18 protein-coding genes are annotated in these 21,546 nt (G+C 40.0%); 8 read left to right on the top strand and 10 right to left on the bottom strand.

Going from position 1 to position 21,546, the window contains the following annotated elements; translation table 11 throughout:
• The first annotated feature begins 68 nt into the window (after positions 1 to 68).
• The 3 genes from AAGC65_RS13155 to AAGC65_RS13145 are packed head-to-tail and all read left to right on the top strand — an operon-like array spanning position 69 to position 2,382.
• The gene (locus tag AAGC65_RS13155) at positions 69 to 1,013 is read left to right on the top strand and encodes a phosphoribosylaminoimidazolesuccinocarboxamide synthase (RefSeq protein ID WP_343112917.1); all 945 of its coding nucleotides are present in this window, start codon (positions 69 to 71) and stop codon (positions 1,011 to 1,013) included.
• A 54-nt stretch (positions 1,014 to 1,067) separates the two neighbouring features.
• The gene (locus tag AAGC65_RS13150; protein WP_343112916.1) at positions 1,068 to 1,445 is read left to right on the top strand and encodes an STAS domain-containing protein; all 378 of its coding nucleotides are present in this window, start codon (positions 1,068 to 1,070) and stop codon (positions 1,443 to 1,445) included.
• A 22-nt stretch (positions 1,446 to 1,467) separates the two neighbouring features.
• On the top strand, positions 1,468 to 2,382 hold the full coding sequence (locus AAGC65_RS13145) for a ribonuclease Z (protein ID WP_343112915.1): 915 nt from the start codon (positions 1,468 to 1,470) through the stop codon (positions 2,380 to 2,382).
• Positions 2,383 to 2,542: 160 nt separating this feature from the next.
• On the opposite strand, the gene AAGC65_RS13140 is transcribed toward AAGC65_RS13145, so the two are convergent.
• Both AAGC65_RS13140 and AAGC65_RS13135 read right to left on the bottom strand, forming a co-directional pair.
• Positions 2,543 to 3,487 carry an MlaD family protein gene (locus AAGC65_RS13140; RefSeq protein ID WP_343112914.1) on the bottom strand — a complete coding sequence of 315 codons (945 nt, stop codon included), beginning with the start codon at positions 3,485 to 3,487 and terminating at the stop codon, positions 2,543 to 2,545.
• A gap of 99 nt (positions 3,488 to 3,586) precedes the next feature.
• On the bottom strand, positions 3,587 to 4,525 hold the full coding sequence (locus tag AAGC65_RS13135) for an N-acetylmuramoyl-L-alanine amidase (RefSeq protein ID WP_343112913.1): 939 nt from the start codon (positions 4,523 to 4,525) through the stop codon (positions 3,587 to 3,589).
• A 52-nt stretch (positions 4,526 to 4,577) separates the two neighbouring features.
• On the opposite strand from AAGC65_RS13135, the gene AAGC65_RS13130 reads away from it, so the two are divergent.
• From AAGC65_RS13130 to AAGC65_RS13120, 3 genes are read left to right on the top strand one after another with little or no spacing between them, the layout of a single operon-like run.
• On the top strand, positions 4,578 to 7,370 hold the full coding sequence (locus tag AAGC65_RS13130) for a putative LPS assembly protein LptD (protein ID WP_343112912.1): 2,793 nt from the start codon (positions 4,578 to 4,580) through the stop codon (positions 7,368 to 7,370).
• Positions 7,371 to 7,374: 4 nt separating this feature from the next.
• On the top strand, positions 7,375 to 8,610 hold the full coding sequence (locus tag AAGC65_RS13125; RefSeq protein WP_343112911.1) for a competence/damage-inducible protein A: 1,236 nt from the start codon (positions 7,375 to 7,377) through the stop codon (positions 8,608 to 8,610).
• 54 nt (positions 8,611 to 8,664) lie between these two features.
• The gene (locus tag AAGC65_RS13120) at positions 8,665 to 10,119 is read left to right on the top strand and encodes a dihydrolipoamide acetyltransferase family protein (RefSeq protein ID WP_343112910.1); all 1,455 of its coding nucleotides are present in this window, start codon (positions 8,665 to 8,667) and stop codon (positions 10,117 to 10,119) included.
• 61 nt (positions 10,120 to 10,180) lie between these two features.
• Here the strand turns inward: AAGC65_RS13120 and AAGC65_RS13115 are convergent, their stop codons facing one another.
• The 4 genes from AAGC65_RS13115 to argB form a co-directional block, all read right to left on the bottom strand.
• Positions 10,181 to 12,991, bottom strand: coding sequence for a prolyl oligopeptidase family serine peptidase (locus AAGC65_RS13115; protein ID WP_343112909.1), 2,811 nt, complete (start codon positions 12,989 to 12,991; stop codon positions 10,181 to 10,183).
• Positions 12,992 to 13,102: 111 nt separating this feature from the next.
• A complete protein-coding gene (locus AAGC65_RS13110) occupies positions 13,103 to 14,479 on the bottom strand; it encodes an aspartate kinase (RefSeq protein WP_343112908.1) in 1,377 nt (458 codons plus the stop codon).
• 113 nt (positions 14,480 to 14,592) lie between these two features.
• The gene (proC, locus tag AAGC65_RS13105; RefSeq protein WP_343112907.1) at positions 14,593 to 15,411 is read right to left on the bottom strand and encodes a pyrroline-5-carboxylate reductase; all 819 of its coding nucleotides are present in this window, start codon (positions 15,409 to 15,411) and stop codon (positions 14,593 to 14,595) included.
• Entirely contained in the window at positions 15,408 to 16,253 is an 846-nt protein-coding gene (argB, locus tag AAGC65_RS13100) for an acetylglutamate kinase (protein ID WP_343112906.1), read from the bottom strand. The genes proC and argB overlap by 4 nt, the downstream gene beginning before the upstream one ends.
• Positions 16,254 to 16,455: 202 nt before the next feature.
• Here argB and AAGC65_RS13095 point away from each other — a divergent pair, with 202 nt between their 5' ends.
• Together AAGC65_RS13095 and AAGC65_RS13090 are read left to right on the top strand one after the other, a co-directional pair.
• Positions 16,456 to 17,754, top strand: a complete 1,299-nt coding sequence (locus AAGC65_RS13095; protein ID WP_343112905.1) for an NAD(P)/FAD-dependent oxidoreductase — start codon at positions 16,456 to 16,458, stop codon at positions 17,752 to 17,754.
• 60 nt (positions 17,755 to 17,814) lie between these two features.
• Entirely contained in the window at positions 17,815 to 19,059 is a 1,245-nt protein-coding gene (locus tag AAGC65_RS13090) for a sodium:proton antiporter (protein WP_343112904.1), read from the top strand.
• On the opposite strand, the gene AAGC65_RS13085 is transcribed toward AAGC65_RS13090, so the two are convergent.
• From AAGC65_RS13085 to AAGC65_RS13070, 4 genes are all read right to left on the bottom strand, one after another.
• Positions 19,049 to 19,666 (bottom strand): FMN-binding negative transcriptional regulator, encoded by a 618-nt coding sequence (locus AAGC65_RS13085; RefSeq protein WP_343112903.1) that lies wholly within the window; start codon positions 19,664 to 19,666, stop codon positions 19,049 to 19,051. The two genes, AAGC65_RS13090 and AAGC65_RS13085, sit on opposite strands and share 11 nt — an antisense overlap.
• A gap of 14 nt (positions 19,667 to 19,680) precedes the next feature.
• A complete protein-coding gene (locus AAGC65_RS13080) occupies positions 19,681 to 20,046 on the bottom strand; it encodes a hypothetical protein (protein WP_343112902.1) in 366 nt (121 codons plus the stop codon).
• 1 nt (position 20,047) lies between these two features.
• Positions 20,048 to 20,995: an N-acetylornithine carbamoyltransferase gene (locus AAGC65_RS13075; protein ID WP_343112901.1), complete on the bottom strand. Its 948-nt coding sequence runs from the start codon at positions 20,993 to 20,995 to the stop codon at positions 20,048 to 20,050.
• A gap of 22 nt (positions 20,996 to 21,017) precedes the next feature.
• On the bottom strand, positions 21,018 to 21,546 hold a 529-nt coding region (locus tag AAGC65_RS13070; protein WP_343112900.1), incomplete at its 5' end, for an aminotransferase class III-fold pyridoxal phosphate-dependent enzyme.

The following is a 21,546-nucleotide window of genomic DNA, read 5'->3' as shown; positions in this document are numbered from 1 at the left end:
CTTTTTATATTAATTTTTGAAAAGAGAATACTTACTACTTGATACTAACTACTTGATACTAATAAAGAATGAACGCAATAAAAGAAACACATTTTAATTTTCCTGGCCAAACAAATTTTTACAAAGGCAAGGTACGTGACGTTTACACGATAGATGATAAATACCTGGCTATGGTAGTTACAGACCGTATTTCGGCCTTTGATGTGGTACTGCCAGAACCAATACCTTATAAAGGACAAGTACTTAACCAAATAGCAGCCCGTTTTTTAGAAGCAACTGCCGATATTGTACCAAACTGGGTAATATCAGTTCCGGATCCGAGCGTTACCATTGGTCGTATATGCGAGCCGTTTAAGGTAGAAATGGTAATTCGCGGTTATCTTGCCGGCCATGCTTGGCGTGAATATAGTGCTGGTAAAAGACAAGTTTGCGGGGAGAGCCTGCCAGAAGGTTTAAAGGAAAATGATATACTGCCAGAGCCTATTATAACGCCTACTACCAAAGCATCGGTAGGGCATGATGAGGATATATCAAAAGCAGAAATATTAAAACAAAATATCGTTTCGGCTGATGATTATACAAAACTGGAAGCCTACACTAAAGCTTTATTTAAGCGTGGTACAGAAATAGCCGCCAAACAAGGATTGATACTGGTTGATACTAAGTACGAGTTTGGTAAAGTGGGCGAAGTGATCTATTTGATTGATGAGATACATACTCCCGATTCATCAAGGTATTTTTATAAGGAGGGTTATGAGGAGCGCCAGCAAAAAGGTGAGGCACAGAAACAACTTTCAAAAGAGTTTGTACGGAAGTGGCTTATAGAAAATGGTTTTCAAGGTAAAGACGGACAGGTTGTTCCTGTTATGACTCCTGAGATTGTAAAATCAATTTCTGAACGTTATATTGAGTTGTACGAACAAATTATTGGTGAAAAATTTGAGAAGCCTGATAATGAAAACGTTCTGGACAGAGTTGAGACCGGAATTAAACAGTCACTAAGTAGTTTGTAATTTTTAATTACACATAAAATAATCTTATCTTAGCTTTCTAATAAAATAAGAAGAATGAAATTCACTGTCGATAAGCATGAGAAATATATTTTGGTGAAGCTGAATGAGTCGAAATTGAACTCATTGGTTACGCCGCAATTAAAGTCTGAGTTGATATTGATCAATACTGAAGGTCAGCGAAATATAATTCTTGATCTTTCGCAGGTGAAATTTGCCGACTCTTCGGGGTTGAGCAGCCTGCTGGTAGGTCATCGTTTATGCAAAAATGCAACTGGATTATTTATCCTTGCAGGTTTAAATGACGCGATAGCCCGGCTGATTACTATCTCGCAATTGGATAATGTGCTGAACATTGTACCAACTGCCGAAGAAGGTATCGATCTTATTTTCATGGAGGAGATTGAAAAAGAACTGAAAAAAGAAGCACGATAACACCTATGATTGTTTACCCTGTATGAAATTTGAGGTAACAATACTTGGGAGCAGTTCTGCCACACCAATATTTAATAGAAACCCAACTTCACAGGCGCTCAATATTAATGAGCGCCTGTATTTAATTGATTGCGGAGAAGGCACACAGCAGCAAATGCTGCGTTTTGATATCAAGGCCAGCCGTATTGATCATATATTTATAAGCCATCTTCATGGCGACCATTATCTTGGCCTGGTAGGTTTGCTATCATCTATGCACCTGAATGGGCGTAAAAAGGAGCTACATCTGTATGGCCCGCCTCATTTAAAAGAGATCATTGATCTGCAATTAAAATATTCTGAAACAACGTTGCAGTTTCCGTTAGAGTTTACACCTACCAATGCTCAAAAGGCAGAGGTTATTGTAAATAATAATGATATTATCATAGAAACCATTCCGCTTGATCATCGTATTGATTGTACCGGATTTTTGTTCAGAGAAAAGAAACGTCTGAGAAAGCTGAAAAAGGAAAAATTGGAAGAGTTACATATTCCGGTTGAATACTATACCGCTCTTAAAAAGGGAAATGATTATACATCGGCAAGTGGTGTAGTGTATAAGAATGATACGCTGACCATTGATTCTGACGAGCCTAAAACCTATGCCTATTGTTCAGATACATTGTACAACGAGCAATATTTTAACCAAATTGATAAGGTTACCCTGCTTTATCATGAGGCTACGTTTTTAAATGATATGCTAAGCAGGGCACAGGATACGCATCATACTACAGCCTTACAAGCAGGCGAGATCGCTTTACAAACCCATGCACACAAATTGCTGATAGGGCATTTCTCGGCCCGGTATAAAACTTTGAATGAGCTGCTTGATGAAGCCAGAAGCGTTTTCCCGGCAACGGAGTTAGCCATTGAAGGAAAAACTTTTGTTATAGAATAGGGGAGTCAAGAGGTAAGAATCAAGAGTCAAGAGTCAAGAAACAAGTAATACTAAAGATGTAAAGAAAAGAAAAAAGCCGGTGATATTATCACCGGCTTTTTTCTTTTCTTATAAGTTTCTGTCTTGTCTCTTGATTCTTACCTCTTGACTCCGTTAAAGATCAGTCTTTCTTACCGCCAAAAACCGAGAAGCTCACATAGCGTTTAGGATGAGCTTTAAGGTCAATAAACAAATTATTTAGGTTGCTTGAAGCATCCGTTAGGTTTTTGTACATTTTATCATCATTCATCAGTAAGCCTAATGAACCCTGGCCATTGTTAATTTTGGCAATAGTAGCCTGCAGATCGGCCATTGCTTTATTGGCGTTATCAAGTGTTTGTTTGATATTGGCGTTGGCAATATCATTACTTACTTTTTCAAAATTAGCAGTCATGCCGTTAATGTGAGTAGTACTTGCTTTTAAGCTACCGGAAACAACCTCGGCATTAGTCAGGATACCATTGATATGGCCCGATTGCGAGGCAACCAGGTTGTCAATCTTTTTTGTGGTACCTTCAAGCGTTTGCAATGAGTTGGCAATACTTAAAAAGCTACGATCAACATTTTTTTGAAACTCCGGGTTTAATATCTTGTTAATGGCCGCCAGTGACGAATCCATTTTTGATATCAGCATTTCGGCTTTTTTCTGTATCGGCTGTAAGCTTTCCGCAAGGCTACCTTGTATATCAGCCTTTAAAGTATCTTTATCTTCTGCCGGAACTTTGCTGTTTCCCAATTCAAATACAATGGCCTTACTGCCCAAAAGATCGGTGCTTGACAGCTTTGCAAGGGTATTGTTAGGTACAACATAATCAGGGTCAATCTTAAACTCTACAATGGTGTGCCCATCGGGTTGCAGCTTCATGCTTGATACCCGGCCTATCTGGAAGCCATTAACCAGTACAGGTTTAGCCAAAGCCAGGCCTTCAACACTTCTGTAAACGGCATAATATTTATTTGAACTCGAAAAAACATCATTTCCGCGCAAAAAGCTATAACCTAATATAAGTATAGTGATCGCTATGGCCGTGAGAGCGCCTATTTTTGTTTCGTTAGAGATTTTCATTAAGCAGTATGGTTATGGTTGTAATGTTATTCTGTTAGGTAGTTTGTGTAGTTTAACTTTTTATCGGGGCTTTTGTTTTAAGGGCAAATCTAATCTATATTACTTTGAAACCAACTCAACTTCATTTTTATAATTGGTAATGGCTCGCACAATGGAGGCAACAATTTCGTTTTGTCCATCTTCGGAATTCAAATACGCTTCATCATCAGGGTTATTGATATATCCTGTTTCCACTAAAACAGATGGCATAGAGCTATGGCATAATACGTAAATACTTTGTTCCCTGATTCCTTCACTTGGCCTGTTGTCTGTATCAACAAATTCTTTGTTAAGTAGGGTTGCCAGGTTTATGCTTTGTTGCCTGAACTTTCTTTTATACTCGTTAGTCAAAATAATAGTTACCGGGTCGTTAGGGTCTAAAGCGCCGCCATCAAGTTCAGATTCGCCTTCTACCTGATTTTTTTGAATTTCATTTTCAGCCTCCCTGGTACGTTTTAATCCATATACCAATAATAATACGCCTTTGCCCGATCTGTCCGGAACACTAACGGTTTTATATACTGGTTTATGATGCTTAGTTCCAACCTTGCGGGAAACCCGTCTGTCAGAAAGAGAGTTGCAGTGTATCGATATGAAAATATTCCCTTTATTTTCATTAGCTATTTCGGCGCGTCGTTCAAAAGAAACATCATCTTCTGTAGTTCGCGTCATAACAGCCTTTACACCGGTAAGTTCTTTTTCTATTGCAGCCTGCAATTTTCGACCAATTGCAAGCGTTACATTTCTTTCGTGAGAAAATGAGCCGGATGCACCATGCGAATAATGGCCGGTTGTGCTGGAAGGAGCACCACCATGCCCAGGATCAATAATGATGGTTTTGATTTTAAAACCGGTGTTTGCCGGAACCGTGTCTTTTTTTGAATCGTTTAAAGCAGTATCTATTTTTATGAAGCCATAAGATGTAACCGGGAAAAATGAAAGGAGCGTCAGTAATACCGATAAACTATAAATCAATCTTTTCAATGCCTTATTTTTCATTATTTTTGAGCGCTGTTAACTTTATCTGCAAAAATACTATTCACAACCAATTTTGAAATTTACAACCCTTTTTTTTTCGCTTGCAATTATTTTAACGGTAAATGTACTTGTTGCCGAAAGCAAAGGTACACATAAGGGTTATGGCAGCAAGCCAGTCGCTGATACTATTATAAAACTCGATTCTGTACGGGACAAGAAATTGTTTAAAAGTAATAAAACAAAGCAAAATACACCAAATGTAAATACACCTGGCCTTACACCTGGCCTTACGGATACCATTAAAAAGGGAAATGCTGTAAAGGGCAAAAAGAATGGAGCCATTCCCGCGGCAAAAAATGATACGGCAAAAAACGGTGGACTTCAATCTGAAGTTAAGGCTGTTGCTGAAGACTCTACTCATGTTGACAATGAAAAGGATATTCTGTATCTGTATGGCCGTGCCAGGGTAACCTATGAAGATTTTGAGCTTGATGCTGATTATATCAGGGTAGATCAAAAGAATCACGTAATGTTTGCCCGGGGAAGTATTGACCCGCGTACTAAGCGCTACATAGGCAGACCCATCTCCAAACAAAAAAATGATAAGCCGGTATCCTCAGATTCTTTATTGTTTAATTACGAAACAAAAAAGGGAAAGCTATATAACCCGGCATCAGAGCAGGATGGTAATTTCATATCAGGCGGGCAAGCAAAAAAGTTGAATGAAACAGAGGTGGCTTACCGTAACGTAATATTCAGTACCTGCGATCTGCCTTATCCGGATACTCACTTCGGCATTGTTATAACCCGCGGAATTGGCGAAAAAAACAGGATCATATCGGGTCCGGCATATTTGGAGATAGAGGGGATTCCCTTACCTTTAGCCATACCATTCGGTTTTTTTCCTAAGCCTAACCAGCGAACCTCAGGAGTAATATTGCCCACCTTTGGTGAAGATCAGCAGCTTGGGTTTAAACTATCAAACTTTGGCTACTACCTGGGTTTTAATGATTATATCGACCTTACTACAACTGCCACCGTATATTCCAAAGGATCATACGAATTAAATAGTGTGATGCGCTATTTAAAAAGGTACAAATATACAGGTAATCTGGCACTGAGTTTCGGATCACATAACTATGGCTTACCCGGTGATCCGGCTAGCAAAGATGTCCATATTGATTGGACGCACTCACAGGATCCAAACGCAAATCCAGGCTCTACTTTCAGTGCTTCGGTAAATGCGGGTACATCAGGCTTTTTCAGGAACACAAGGGGAACTGTTAGCATACCGGATATAGCAGCGAGTACTTTACGCTCAAGTATATCATACGGTAAAACATGGGCCGGAACGCCCTTTAATTTAACAGTCGGTTTATCACACAGTCAGGATATCGCGCGTAAAACTATTACAGTGGAGTTGCCTACAATAGCGTTCGGTATGTCGTCAATAAATCCATTTGATTCTAAAGACAGGGTAGGCGAGCAAAAATGGTATCAAAAAATTACCGTTAGTTACAACATGACGGCTACCAATAAAGTGAACGATGTACCCGAGTCTGAACTTTTTAAAAGCGAAACCTTATCTAAACGTTTACAGAATGGTTTCCAGCATCAGATACCGGTAAGTTTGGGCTTAAACGTGCTTAAATATTTTCAGTTTAACAGCAGTGTGAATTACACCGAACGCTGGTATTTTCAAAGCATAAGAAAACAATTTGAACGTGGTAGTATAGGCACCGGCGATCAATTGATCACCGATACTATTCCTGGTTTTAAACGCGCCGGTGAATATAGTTTAAGTACGGGTTTATCAACAAAACTTTATGGGCAGCTTAATTTTAAGCACGGAAACTTAAAAGCTATCAGGCACGTGGCAACCCCATCTATCAGTTTTGGTTACCGCCCTGATTTTTCTGACCCAAGTTTTGGGTATTATAAAACGGCAGTGAGCCAGGCTACCATACCATATCCTTATACCTCGCAAAGGTATTCCATTTTTGAGAATTCCGTTTATGGCGGGCCATCGCCTGGTAAACAGGCCGGGCTTAACTTTAGTTTAGATAATACTATTGAGGCAAAAGTGAAAGCTAAAGCTACTGATACCTCTGGTGTTGACAAAAAAGTAACCATTTTGCAAGGCTTATCTTTTTCAACCTTTTACAATTTCGCGGCGGATTCTCTGAAGTTGTCGCCTATTACATTTTCGGGTCACACGGCAATTTTTAATCAGAAGCTTAACATCAGTTTCCAGGGAACCCTTAATCCTTACGTAACTGTAATCCGCGATTCGATCCAAAATAATAACATTGTAAAATATGCCACGCAAATAAATCGTTACACCTGGCAAGATGGTAAGTTTCCGCAGTTGAGCAATATGAGTGTATCTATGAGCGCTAGTTTAAATTCAACCAAAGCTCATGCGCCTGCAACTCCCGGTGTCAATACCCTGCAAACCATGAACGCATCACAAGCTCAAAGGCTTGCTATGGTAAACAGCGACCCAAATGCTTATGTTGATTTTAATGTACCCTGGAACATATCGTTCAACTATAGTTACAGCTATAGTAACTTTAATAATGTTACTTCAACAAGTAACACACTTCAGGTTACTGGTGATGTTAACCTTACCCAAAAGTGGAAAATTCAATACTCCACCAACTATGATATTAAGGCAGCCAAGATCGGAAGCGCAACTTCGCTATCTATTTATCGTGATTTGCATTGTTGGGATCTTTCTGTTCAATGGATACCTTTTGGTTATTTAAAATCATATAATGTTACATTGAAGGTAAAATCTACTATTTTGCAGGATCTGAAATTGAGCAAGAGAAACGATTATACTAATCCAGGAACTTTTTACTAATAAAATGCTGGCAGAAATTATAACCATTGGCGACGAGATACTCATTGGCCAAATTGTTGATACCAATTCGGCCTGGATGGCCACCGAATTAAACAAAATAGGTATCCGCGTTAAGCAGATATCTTCAGTGTCTGATGATCGGGAACATATTTTAAAAGCCTTAAAGGAGGCATCGGAACGGGCGAGTATCATTTTTATTACCGGCGGACTTGGCCCGACCAAAGATGATATCACCAAAAAAACGTTGGCCGAATATTTTGGCGTAGGTCTTGTTGAAAATGAAGAAGCGTTAGAAAATGTGAAAAACATTTTCGCCAAATACAACCGTCCATTACTGGAAGTAAACAGGCTACAGGCATATGTTCCGGCTAACTGCGAGGTAGTACCTAATCATAACGGTACAGCTCCGGGCATGTGGTTCAATCATGAGGGTATTATTTATGTATCGATGCCGGGCGTGCCTTTTGAAATGATGTATATGATGGAAGAAACCGTGCTGCCTAAAATAAAAGCCACGTTAAAGCTTCCGATAATTATTCATAAAACGATATTAACAGTAGGTGAGGGTGAGTCATTTTTGGCTGAACGTATAGCCGATATTGAAAATGACCTGCCTCCCTATATTAAATTGGCTTATTTGCCCAAACTTGGGCAGGTGCGTTTACGCCTGAGTGGATTTGGTGAAGATGAAGGTGTTTTAAAACAACAGGTAAATGCTTTTGCTCAAAGGATAATTGAACGTGTAGGCAGTTTTTATGTGATTGACCAGGATATTGCGCTTGAAAAAGCCATATTGAATAAAATGACGAGTAGAGAACTTACCCTTTCAGTAGCTGAAAGTTGTACAGGTGGTTATCTGTCACATCTGTTTACGCAGCACCCAGGTTCATCCAGTGTGTTTTTTGGCGGTGCTGTTACCTATTCATATGAATTAAAAGAAAGTGTTTTAGGAGTATTGCCCGAAACGTTGTATCAATATGGTGCCGTAAGTGAACAAACTGCCAAAGAGATGGTTGAAGGAGCTTTGCTTAACTTTAAATCGGATTTTGCGGTAGCCATAACAGGGATAGCCGGGCCAGATGGCGGTACTGATGATAAACCTGTTGGCACCGTATGGATTGCGGTTGCCGGTAAGGGTAAAATGTTAATAAAGAAACATACATTTGGTACCAAACGCCGGCAAAATATTGAACGGAGCGCGATAGCGGCTTTGTCAATGTTAAATACTTTACTAACATAAATTGCAAAGTACAGATCGAAATCTTTAATTTTGAAATGAAACTATAATCTTAACATGGCCAAATACCAACTATTATTGCCAAAAATGGGTGAAAGCGTTGCTGAAGCAACTATAATTAAGTGGACAAAAAATCCAGGAGATCATATAGAAGCAGATGAAGCAGTAATGGAGATAGCAACCGATAAGGTTGATTCAGACGTTCCGTCGCCTGTAACAGGTAAATTAGTAGAGCAGCTTTATAAAGAGAATGACGTGGTTCAGGTAGGGGCAGTAATAGCAGTTATTGAAACCAATGAAGCTACCCTAAGTGAAGCCGAACTGATTTCGGCACCTCAAGCTGTTGAAAAACCACAGCATACTGAAAAAGTAACTGTGGAGGCAGAGCAACATTTTACAGCGCCTGTATCAGTACCTGGCATTGATCAGTTAGAAAAACATAACTCAGTTTCAGTTCCTGAACCTTTTAAAAGCGAAGGTCGTTTTTATTCACCTTTAGTTAGGAATATAGCCACACAAGAAGGTATTAAAACCGACGAGCTTGACCGCATACCCGGAAGTGGTTCTGATGGAAGATTGACCAAAGACGATCTGTTGAATTATCTTCAAAACAGACATGCTCCGGAAGCTGCGCAAAAAGCAGCGGTTCCTGTTCAAGCTCCGGTATCATATAATTCATCTGCTTCAGCACCTGTAATTGAACCAGTAAAACCAGCCGTTACTCAACCTGTTGCAGCACCTGCTGCTGCGGCACAACCAATTAAAAATGAAGAAGCGCCAAAGGCCGCATTCTCGGTATCTGGTGTAGATGAGGTTATAGAAATGGACAGGATGCGCCGCTTAATTGCCGACCACATGGTAATGAGCAAGCAAACATCGCCTCACGTTACCTCATTTGTTGAGGCGGATGTTACTAACCTGGTACTATGGCGTGAAAAGGTTAAAAACAGCTTTGAAAAACGCGAAGGCGAAAAAATAACATTCACGCCTATCTTTATTGAAGCCGTTGTAAAGGCTATTAAAGATTTTCCTATGATCAACATTACCGTAAATGGTACACAGATCATTAAAAAAGCAGCGATAAACATCAGTATGGCAACCGCTTTACCAAGCGGCAACCTGATAGTGCCGGTAATTAAAAAGGCTGATGAACTAAATTTATTGGGACTAACCAAATCAGTAAATGACCTGGCTAACCGTGCACGCATTGGCAAGCTACAGCCTGATGATGTGAAAGATGGTACATTTACCATAACCAACGTAGGCTCTTTTGGTAACGTAATGGGTACACCTATTATAAACCAGCCACAAGTAGCCATATTAGCAGTAGGTGCAATTAAAAAGAAACCAGCGGTAATTGAAACCAAAGAGGGCGATATGATTGCTATACGCCATATGATGTTCCTGTCATTATCTTATGACCACCGTGTGGTTGACGGCGCTTTGGGTGGTTCATTTGTTCGGCGTGTTGCAGATTACCTTGAGAAATGGGACACTAACAGAACAATATAATTATCTCAACTATAAAACAAAGCAGGCCGGTATTTACCGACCTGCTTTGTTTTTATACTATTTATTTCACCAGTTCAAATCCCCAGTCTTTACCTTTATCAACTGCGGGCACACCTTTGGCCATCCAAACCGGCATAGGGGCACCTTTTAAAAAATGATCAAAAAATTGCTGCTCACGTATAGTTATATCCTTACGGTTTTGCCTGAGCACAAGGTTATGGGCTTCGCCGTTGTATTGCAGCAACCAAACAGGTTTATTTAGACGGCGTAATGCCGTAAACATTTCAATCCCCTGATACCAGGGTACAGCTCCGTCAGCATCGTTGCTCATGATCATTACCGGTGTTTGTACCTTAGGGAGTTGAAATAATGGTGAATTTTCAATATACAATTCAGGCTTTTCCCATAAGGTGGCACCAATACGGCTTTGTGTTCTTTCGTACTGAAATTGTCTATTAACACCAGTTTCCCACCGGATGCCGCCATAGGCTGAGGTCATGTTAGCCACAGGTGCACCGGCCCAGGCAGCGGCATACATGTTTGTTTGGGTAATGAGGTAAGCCACCTGGTAACCACCCCAGCTTTGGCCCTGTAAACCAATATGAGCAGCATCAACCCACGAGCTTTTCTTTAGCGCCTCTACCCCCGAATTAATATACTCCATAGCTGAGGCACCGGGATGACCAGTTTGATAACTAATGTCTGGAGTAAAAACCAAATAGCCGTTGCTTACAAAAAACGATATAGGCAGGCGTGACGGGGTAGGGGCCGGCGATATATAATTATATAAACCTTCAGAAAGTTTCTCATAAAAATATACGATCATGGGGTACTTTTTAGTCGGGTCAAAATCCTCAGGTTTGTATAAAATGCCTTCAGACTGATGGCCTTTTGCGGTTGTCCATTTCACTAATGATGCCGTACCCCAGTTATATTCTGATTGTTGCGGATTAATATCACTTAGTTTAATCTCCTTTTTAAGATCAGTTGAAACGTATAAGTCAGCCGGTAATTCGTAACTGGCCTTGGTATAAATGTAGGTATCTGTATTTTTCGCTTTCAGCAAGTTGCCATAACTCATCGGGAGCATAGATACCTTTTCAGGAGCAGCGCTGCTTTCCGGATATTTAGTGTAATATCCCCATTGTTTATTTACTTCGTTTTGGGCTTGTAACCACATTCGTTTTTTAACCGGGATAAATTTTTCTTCCGGGTTGGTCATTTCATACCTGATGATCAGTTTATTCTTGCGGCCAATTCCATTGGTGAAATTGGTTGCTGTGTTTGTAGCTGGGTCAACGCTCCAAATATCATAACGGTCGTATACTAATACTGCTTTATCTCCCTGTACCCATCCGGCCAGTCCGTAATCTGAAGCATAGTCGGGCACATCATTTAATTCATCGCCCATTTTGGTACCTATGTTAGCAGTCAGATTACTTTTTTGTCCGGTAGCAATGGTATAGCAAAACCAGTTCTGTTTTTCCAGATCAAACCAAATCACGTATTTCCCATCTGGCGATATATGATACCTAGTTTTGGTGCCTGAGTTAATGAGGCGTTTGTTACCGCTTTTAGTATCAATCAAAATAGCTTGCTGCCTGGTAGCTCCTTCCCACTGGGCCTGCACACGTGATCCTGTATCGGTAACACCTAAAACATAGCGTGCATCTTTATTATCTGCTACCTGTATTTCTTGTATGGCTTTGCTGCCCAATTGTAATGGAGCGGGCTGTGTATCATTCAATTTTATAACGGCGAGGTAACTGCGTTTTAATTCGGCTTGCAGGTTTTTTAGCTGTTGTGGTTGCAGGTAATCATCTTTATAATTCCATATATCCAGCTTGGCTACTTCAAAATCAACAATGGTAGTATCGGCAGGTTTAGGGATAGGAGCCGTGCCAAAAAACAGATTATTGCCGCTTTTACTAAAGTATACTTTGCCGTTTCCGCTAACGGCCCATTTTTGCGGCAAACTTTTTGTACCTGTAGCTGCTATAACTTCAGCGCTATCGCGGTTATGAGTATAATAATAAAGTTTAAAAGGTTTAACTGATGCTTTTTCCGGATTTTTTTCGGCGGTGAAGGCTATTTGACGGCCGGCATCATCAATAACAATATTACTATAATTGCCGCGTCCGGTACTAATAGTTTTTACTGTGTTTTTATCAATATCGTAAACATACATGCCCGATTGTACATCCTTTTGTTTTGTCGGGGTTGTTACCGAAAAAACCAATAACTTTCCGTTTTTGCTTAATTGATAATCGGTAACGTATTTAAATGTATGCGTTGTTTGAGCTGATAATTTCCTAATTGTTAAATCGCTTCCTTCATGGGTTGATGGCGCTATGGTTGCGCTTACAGCCTTTTTGGAGGTGTCAGTTGATAATGGCTTTTTAACAGTATCTGCCGAAGCCAGATAAGCTACAACCGGAGCATTGGCCGATAGTTTGAACGACCGTATAGCTGGTACCTTGGTTATTGCTGTTGAGCCAAGTGTTATAATACCCAGTGTGTCTTTAGGGAAATCGGGCTGTTTTTTCTTTTTTATTTTGGCTTGGCGAATGTCTTTGTAAAAAGGCCTGATCAGAAAAGTGATAAATCTGGAATCGTTGCTGAAACAGGTGGTGTCTGCCCGTGGTATTTTTAGCTTACTGCTGTTTTTGGTGTTAGCTATTACCAGTTCATTATCACCCTGCTGTTTTTTGATCACGTACGATACCCATTTGCCATCATTACTGATATATTGGTTATCAATACTTTGCCATCCGTCAAAAACAGAATGGTCTAAAGGTTTTTTTGATGGCTTTTGAGCAAATGCATTTAAAGAAAATAGGGCAGAGAGTAAAAGAAGTAAAGTTTTACGCATATAAACTTAAGTAAAAATTAAATATGCTTAAAACGTTCCGGTTATAGACGTTATCTAACGGGAAAGTTACAAAGCAGCAAGCTTAAATGTAAGCTTGCTGCTTTGAATATTTTATATCATCGCTTTATTTAGCGCCTTGATAGCTTCTTTAAAATCCTCACGCGAAACCAGGAACTGTATGTTTACCTTGCGCAGGGCCAGGCCGCAGCTTTTAATATTGATGCCACTTTTAGCCAAAGCTGTTGCCGATCTGGCTAATAGCCCTGGCTGATCCATGTTGGAGCCAATGAGACAAACCATAGCCATTTTTTCAACGGTTACTTTTTCAAAATTATCTTCCAACTCCTGTATCAGCTTTTTATTAAAGTCTTTTTCCCAAATAACAATAGAGATACTATTGGCGCTGGTTGCTTTAAAGGAATAGCTCACTCCAAATTTGTGGAATAACTGCATGATATGAAAGTCAGATCCCACGTTGCCTACCATCGACGGATCATAAACATCTATCATAGTAACCTTTTCAGTACCTGTAATAACCTCTACTCGCTTTTTATCGCAAATGTATTCGCGGGTTATTAGTGTGCCCGGATGTTCTGGTTGAAACGTATTTTTGATACGTAGGTTTATGCCATTTATTTCCAACGGTTTTGATGCCTTGGGATGGATAGCCTCCATGCCTACATCAGCCAACTGATCGGCCACATCATAATTTGTATTACCAACCGGAAAGCAGTTATCAATCCCAACCAGTTCAGGGTCGGCAGTACATAGGTGATATTCTTTATGAATAATGGCTTCCTGTGGTTTAACAGCAACTGCTATTTTGCTGAAAGTAACTTCGGAGTATCCTCTGTCAAACTCACGCATAATGCCCTCTGTACCTTTGGTATAACCCGTTACAATGGTAATGGTGTTTTCAAAATCAATATGCTGCAGATCTTTTTTAATACGCTGATCAATGGTGAACGAGCGATGATCATGAAAGCCACTCAGGTCAACAAAAGTAGCGTTGATGCCCATATTTTGTAGGATATTGGTAAAGTTAAAAGCTGAATGACTTTCGCCAATAGATGCCAGGATTTCACGTGCCGCTTGTAAAATACCATCCTTACTTACATAACCTGAGGCCAGTATATTAGCCAGGTTTTCGAGGTAAGTTTGGGCGTCATTAATACGTTGTTCTATAAACTCGTCAGCTTTCGCAATATCCAAACCCAGGCCTTCATAACTTTTATTGATCTGCTTGAGCTTTACTATCAACGCTTTTATCGGCTTATGAAAATCCTTATAACTGGCAAGGCGATGATAAACACCTGGCGCGCCAGTCTTTTTGTTTTCGAGCAGCAAGTTGGTTACTCCAGAGAAGGCTGATACCACAAAAATACGATTGTATAATTGCTGCCCGCTGCGTTCAAATAGGATGATATTTTTAATGACATCATTTAAGGCGGTCATGGAAGTGCCGCCAATTTTTTCGACTGTTAACATTTTGAAAAGTAAACGCTTAACGCGTATCGCCACTTAATTTATAAGGTGGCAGTTTTAAATTTTGAATATAAGATAATTATAAAGAATCAGCTTGCTGAGCGTAAAAAGCAAGCTTATTCTGCTTTTTTATACAGATCACCTGCTTTTTCCGCCGAAAGTCGGATACCTTTTATCATAGCCGAGCTAAAGCCATGGTGCTCCATTTCATTTAAACCTGCAATGGTACAACCACTTGGCGATGTAACCTTATCAATTTCCTGCTCCGGGTGCGATGATAACTGTAGTAATAAATCGGCAGCACCCTTGGCCGTTTGCGCGGCCATTTTTAAAGCATCATGCGCATGGAAACCAATTTCGGTACCACCCTGAGATGCCGCACGTATAGAACGTAGGAAAAAGGCTATACCACAGGCGCAAAGTGCGGTAGCTGATGTCATGAGTTCCTCGTTGATCTGGATGCTTACACCCACGGTATCAAAAAGCGATTTAACCAGATTAATATTTTTGTTGGTGCCGGTATCTGTGGCAATACAGGTCATGGATTGGCCTATGGCGATAGCTGTATTGGGCATGGCACGTACTACCTGAACATTCATATCCAGGTGTTGGCGAATATCATTGCAGGTAACACCCGATATTACAGAAATAAGCAATTGTTTATCCTGTTTAATAACGGGTCTTATCTCATCCAAAAGTTTATTTAGCTGCTGAGGCAATACAGCCAAAACAATTATGTCGGCTTTTCGTACCGCTTTAATATTATTATCAGTGGTATAATAGCCCTCCATTGAATAGCCAGCCAAAGCCGCTACGTTTCTGCGTGTAAGGGTAATTTGCTGTGGTTTGCAAATATTTGCTTTTACTAACCCTTTGGCTAATGACAACCCAATGTTACCAGAACCTAATATGGTTAAATGCTGTGATGAATTCATGCGCTTGTACTTAAACGTGTTCCAAATGGTTTATTTTCTTTTAACTGACCCAAATCATCAGATTTGCCGATGATCACAGCCTTTACCCCGCATGAAATAGCCGTAAAGGCATTATCCAATTTGGGCAGCATGCCGCTGTGTATGATTTTTTGTATTTTTAATTCTTCGTAACGTGCCGGATTAATTTCCCTGATTAGCGAGTCTTCATCATCTATGTCTTTTAAAACGCCCTTTTTTTCAAAACAATAAATAAGCGTGGTTTCATATAATGATGATAGTGATACTGCCAATGCCGAAGCAATGGTATCCGCATTGGTATTTAACAATTGACCTTCGCCATCGTGTGTTAAGGCGCAAAAAACAGGGGTGAAGCCAGATTCTACCAAACGACTGATATTAGAGGCATTGATGGAGTTTTCATCCAGATCACCAACAAAACCGTAATCAATAGTTTTTACCGGACGTTTTTTAGCTTTTATCAAATTACCATCGGCTCCTGTAAGGCCAATGGCGTTGTTACCAAAACGTTGCAGCTGCGCTACTATATTTTTATTAATAAGGCCTCCATAAACCATTGTCACCACCCTTAACGTTTCAATATCGGTAATGCGGCGACCATCAACCAGTTTAGCTTCAATGCCTAATTCTTCGGCTATTTGAGTTGCTACCTTGCCACCACCATGTACCAGTATTTTATGCCCTTGTAAGCCTTCAAAATCTTTTAGGAAATGATAGAGGTTTTCGGAGTTGTCAATAACATTTCCACCTATTTTTATTACGTACAGCTTCTTATTTTCCGATAATTGGGCAGGATTCGATGAAACTGGGTCAATTTTATTCATTCTTAACAATTATATAACCCCTAAGGGTGCAAAACTTTCATTAAACTAAACAGAATGTGCTAAAAATATGAATTTATAGTGTATTTTGATTGAAATGTGTTAAAAAATGATAAAATAATTATCTATCGAACTTTACAATTTGATTATGAAATAATTGGTATAATTGAAATGATAAGGCATTATACTTGCTTTAAATTTTCCTATGGATCAAAAGAAAAGTGCAAAACCACGTGTAGTAATTATAGGGGGAGGATTTGGAGGGCTTGAATTAGCTAAAAATCTTAAAAATGCACCGGTAGACGTGCTTTTATTGGATAAACACAATTATCATACCTTTCAGCCGCTGCTTTACCAGGTGGCCGCAGGTAGTATAGCTGCCGATTCTATCGCTTTTCCAATACGCAGAATATTTACCAAACAAGACAATTTTAGGTTTGCACTGGCCGAGGTAGAACGTATACATCCTGAAAACAATACAATAGAGACCAATATAGGCACCATTTATTTTGATTACTTGGTTATTGCCACAGGCTCAAATACTAATTTTTTCGGAAATAAAGAGATTGAGCATTTTGCAATGCCTATGAAAAACGTTCCTGAAGCGTTAAATCTGCGGAGCCTGATACTTCAGAACCTGGAAATGTCATTAATAGCTAAAGATCCGGAAGAAAAGGCTGCATTGATGACTTTTGTTGTCGTAGGGGGCGGCCCAACAGGCGTTGAACTATCAGGCGCACTGGCAGAAATGAGGCAGTTGATATTAATGAAAGATTATCATGGTTTGCGTAAACACAATATGAAGGTTTATCTGGTTGAAGGTAAAGCCGAATTATTGGCTTCGTTTTCACCCGGCGCATCGGCTAAGGCTAAACAATTTTTATTAGATATGGATGTCACTATATTTAATAGCGTGCATGTACAAAGCTATGATGGGGTTGAGCTTAAAATTGATGACGGCACTACTATATTAACACGTAACGTTTTATGGGCAGCCGGTGTAAAAGGTGAAATACCTGAAGGTGTACCTGCTACAAGTATAACCAAAGGAAACCGCATCCAGACAAATGAAGTTAATCGTGTAAATGGCTATCCTAATATTTTTGCCATTGGCGATGTATCAGCCGTTATAACAGCCGATACCCCCAACGGTCACCCTGGAGTAGCCCAAACAGCTATACAACAGGGACGGCAACTGGCGAAAAATATTGTCCGTATCATTAATGGAGAATCGACAGTACCGTTTAAGTATAATGATAAAGGGGCGTTAGCCACTATTGGCCGCAATAAGGCAGTGGCCGATATTGGTAAAGTACACCTGCAGGGATTTATGGCCTGGGTGATATGGGGTGTGGTACATATCATGTCATTAGCTGGTTTCACTAATAAAGGAACCATATTTTTTAGCTGGGCCGTTTCTTACTTTACTAAAAATAGCGATAACCGTTTAATCATACGTTATTTTAATACTGAAACCCGGATGACAGATCCTGAGTCGAAGTAAAAAGTACAGTGAACAAAACAATTGACATGCTTATTTACTTTCTAAATGAAGTTAATAAGTATGGATCTATTCGTTATCATTGCTTTATTGGTTATTGTCAGCGCTGTTTTTTCTTATATCAACGCTCGTTTTACAAAGCTTCCAGGTACCATAGGCATTGTATTAATAGCCACTGTATCATCGGTGATCATATTGGTTGTTAATCAGCTAAATCCGGCTTCTGCTAAATACCTTACCTCGCTGGCCAAGAATATTAATTTCTCAAAGGCTTTGCTTAATATTATGCTGGGTTTTTTGCTGTTTTCAAGTTCATTTAATCTCGATAGCCGAAAATTAAAAAAAGCAATGCGGCCGGTATTTATATTGAGTACTTTTGGGGTTGTACTTTCAACGGCTATTTTCGGATTGCTCTTGTTTTATCTGGCTCCGTTTTTTCATATACATATGCCCTTGATCTACTGTCTGCTATTTGGAGCATTGGTATCACCTACAGACCCGGTGGCAGTATCGGCTATTGTAAAAAACTCTAAACTTCCAGCTCACCTGGAAACCATTATATCCGGCGAATCGTTATTCAATGATGGTGTAGGTTTGGTTCTGTTTGTTATTATCCTCGAAATAACAAGGGTAGGTGAAGAAAATATCGAGCTATCAAAAGTAATTCTGCTTATTATCAGGGAGGTGATTGGAGGAATAGCGGCAGGGGCATTCTTAGGTTATTTGGCACAGCGTTTAATGAAATCGGTAACTGATTTTCAAACCATTGTTTTGATTTCACTGGCGCTGGTAATGGGATTATCTGTGCTGGCTACTTTGCTTCATTTTTCGATACCGCTGGCTGTTGTAACAGCAGGCTTATTTGCCGGTAGTAATTCAATTAACATTGATAACAAAGAACGATCGCACGAGGCGCTGGAAAAATTCTGGCAGCTGGTTGATGAAATGCTGAATACAATTTTATTTGTGATGATTGGTCTGCAATTGATCAACCTGCCTTTTGTAAATAGCTATTGGGTAACCGGAAGTATATCTATTGTAATGATACTGATTGCACGTTGGCTGAGCATTATGTTACCACTTACATTTCTGCGCCGGTCGTTAAATGTAAACTACAGCAATATTAACGTGATGACCTGGGCAGGGTTGCGGGGAGGGATCTCTATAGCGCTGGCGTTATCGCTACCGGATACACCGTATCGGCACCTGATACTTTCCGGGAGTTATTTTATTGTGATATTCTCGGTAATAGTGCAAGGGCTGACACTTAATAGTATGATCAACCGAGCCTCCAAATCTATTGGATAGGTTTCATAGCTGTCATATACTTAGCTATTTCATTTTCAGTAGTATCCGGGCTTTCACTTAAAGTATTGATAATATTTTCTCTTTCTTGTTCAGTCCGGTTTTGACTCAGTTTCTTTTTGGCTTGCAGGTTACCCACAATGATTTCAAAGGCAACAATACCTTTCATCATTTTTTGCTTGTATTCGTCGGATAGCTTTTCGTACTGATGCAGGTAGGCCGGCTCATAAGTGTTAATGGTATGCACTAACAAATTGGCTGTTTGATCAGTATCGTCAAGCAATGCTGCTTTGCCATAAGCATGAACCGCCAGGTAATTCCAGGTAGGCACGTTAGTTTCTTTTTCGTAATTGGATGGGGAAATGTAAGCGTGTGGTTCTGTAAATATAACGAGTACCGCTTTACCTAATATTTGTGCCGCCTGTGGATTGGCTTTAGCAAAGTGCGATGATAAGACAATCTTATCATCGCGCTGTTCCACTAAAAAGGGGAGATGGGTTGCATACGGTACATCATCAACCGATGTAACTATAGTTGCAAAGCTATACCGCTGCATGAAGCTAATGGCTTCCTGCTCATTCTCGAATTTATTGAATGACGGTATATACATAATTCAAAACCTATCTATTTAGTTTTTATGCGATGTGGAAATTCTTCTCTATAAAGTAAATCGGTTATTCCATGAATATAGATATCAAACTTAGTTTCATCCATTCCCGAAATAAAACATCCTTCACCTTTAATCATATATCCACTGGCTTCATATACAGTTAAATGTGGTATAATTGAGGTTGATATAAGTTTATCTCGGGGATAGTCTTCAAAATCAATCTTATTCTCCAAACAATAATTTCTGAAAAAAGTATACTTGGAAGTCGTATCGACAAAATCGATTTGACCAAATACAACACCCATAGGGACATCTGCATTTTCAAGTTTAGTTGTACCTATCCTGATTTTATTGAGCAGAATGTCATAAACTTTTTTCACTTTACAAACTTTCCAGCATTTGTTTCAGTACAGCCTGAGCTGCCCAAACGCGGTTACCTGCTTCATGGATCACGATAGAGTTAGGGCCATCCAGTATCTCGTCAGAAAGCTCCAGGTTGCGGCGTACCGGCAGGCAGTGCATTACTTTTGCATTATTGGTTGCTTTCAGCTTTTCGTTAGTCAGCATCCATTCTTCGTTTTTACCCAAGATGTTGCCATAAGGCTCATAAGCAGACCAGTTTTTTACGTAAATAAAATCGGCGCCAGCTAAGGCCTCATCCTGATCGTAAGCAATGTTAGCTCCTTGTGTAAAATCGGCGCAAAGTTCATAACCCTTTGGCTGAACGATGGTAAAGTCAACATCGGCCTTACACATCCATTCCGCAAAAGAATTGGGTACAGCCTGCGGCAGTGGCTTTATATGCGGTGCCCAGGTTAATACCACTTTAGGACGTGCTGAAGTTTTTAACTCTTCAATAGTGATCAGATCTGCCAGACTTTGCAAAGGGTGACGTGTAGCCGATTCCAGACTAACTACAGGTACTTTACAAAATTCAACAAACTTGTTAAATATCATCTCGCTATAATCTTCTTCGCGGTTTCGTAAGCCCGGAAACGAACGTACACCAATAATGTCGGCATACTGGCCCATAACGCCTGCAGCTTCACGGATATGCTCCACAGTGCTTCCATCCATAATTACCCCATCGCGCAGTTCTAATGCCCAGCCTTCTTTATCAATATTAAGCACCATTACATTCATGCCTAAATTAATAGCTGCTTTTTGGGTACTCATGCGGGTACGCAGACTTGGGTTTAAAAATATTAAAGCCAGGGTTTTATTTTTACCCAGGTGCTGGTGGGCATACGGATCTTGTTTATGCTGCAACGCTTCTTTTACAAGCGCGTTGATATCGGTAACATCGTTTACAGAAGAGAATAGTTTCATCAGGCCGGTATTTAATAGCGAATTATTGGTTTAAAACATTTACAAAAGCCTCTAAAAACCTATCAGCATGTGCTTTTGTTAAATTGAGCGCAGGCAATAACCTTACTACGTTTGGTTTAGCTTCGCCGGTAAAAATATGGTGCTTAAATAAAAGTTCTTTACGCACGTTTGATAGTTCTTCGGGTAGTTCAATACCGATCATCAAACCTCTTCCGCGTACTTCTTTAACCTGCTCCAGTTTTTTGAGCTCTTTAATCAGGTATTCACCAACAGTTTCGGCATTATGCATCAGGTTATCCTGCTCCATGATCTCTAAAACGGCTAAGCCGGCAGCACATGCCAAATGATTACCACCAAATGTGGTACCTAACATGCCATAAGCAGGCTGGATTTTAGGCGAAATGATAATGCCGCCAACTGGGAAACCATTACCCATACCCTTAGCCATACTGTAAATATCGGCATTAACGCCGGCAAAATCCTGTGAGAAAAACTTACCGGTACGGCCGTAACCACACTGTACAGAATCGGCAATAAAAACGGCATTATAC

Source organism: Mucilaginibacter sp., assembly GCF_039207105.1.
In the GTDB taxonomy this organism is placed as follows: domain Bacteria; phylum Bacteroidota; class Bacteroidia; order Sphingobacteriales; family Sphingobacteriaceae; genus Mucilaginibacter.
Note: the sequence above shows the minus strand (reverse complement) of the source record. Positions and strands in the feature narration are given on the sequence as shown.

Coding starts and splice junctions, on each gene's coding strand:
- AAGC65_RS13155 (WP_343112917.1), top strand. CDS start 69: ATGAACGCAATAAAAGAAACACATTTTAATTTTCCTGGCCAAACAAAT.
- AAGC65_RS13150 (WP_343112916.1), top strand. CDS start 1,068: ATGAAATTCACTGTCGATAAGCATGAGAAATATATTTTGGTGAAGCTG.
- AAGC65_RS13145 (WP_343112915.1), top strand. CDS start 1,468: ATGAAATTTGAGGTAACAATACTTGGGAGCAGTTCTGCCACACCAATA.
- AAGC65_RS13140 (WP_343112914.1), bottom strand. CDS start 3,487: ATGAAAATCTCTAACGAAACAAAAATAGGCGCTCTCACGGCCATAGCG.
- AAGC65_RS13135 (WP_343112913.1), bottom strand. CDS start 4,525: ATGAAAAATAAGGCATTGAAAAGATTGATTTATAGTTTATCGGTATTA.
- AAGC65_RS13125 (WP_343112911.1), top strand. CDS start 7,375: ATGCTGGCAGAAATTATAACCATTGGCGACGAGATACTCATTGGCCAA.
- AAGC65_RS13120 (WP_343112910.1), top strand. CDS start 8,665: ATGGCCAAATACCAACTATTATTGCCAAAAATGGGTGAAAGCGTTGCT.
- AAGC65_RS13115 (WP_343112909.1), bottom strand. CDS start 12,991: ATGCGTAAAACTTTACTTCTTTTACTCTCTGCCCTATTTTCTTTAAAT.
- AAGC65_RS13110 (WP_343112908.1), bottom strand. CDS start 14,479: ATGTTAACAGTCGAAAAAATTGGCGGCACTTCCATGACCGCCTTAAAT.
- proC (WP_343112907.1), bottom strand. CDS start 15,411: ATGAATTCATCACAGCATTTAACCATATTAGGTTCTGGTAACATTGGG.
- argB (WP_343112906.1), bottom strand. CDS start 16,253: ATGAATAAAATTGACCCAGTTTCATCGAATCCTGCCCAATTATCGGAA.
- AAGC65_RS13095 (WP_343112905.1), top strand. CDS start 16,456: ATGGATCAAAAGAAAAGTGCAAAACCACGTGTAGTAATTATAGGGGGA.
- AAGC65_RS13090 (WP_343112904.1), top strand. CDS start 17,815: ATGGATCTATTCGTTATCATTGCTTTATTGGTTATTGTCAGCGCTGTT.
- AAGC65_RS13085 (WP_343112903.1), bottom strand. CDS start 19,666: ATGTATATACCGTCATTCAATAAATTCGAGAATGAGCAGGAAGCCATT.
- AAGC65_RS13075 (WP_343112901.1), bottom strand. CDS start 20,995: ATGAAACTATTCTCTTCTGTAAACGATGTTACCGATATCAACGCGCTT.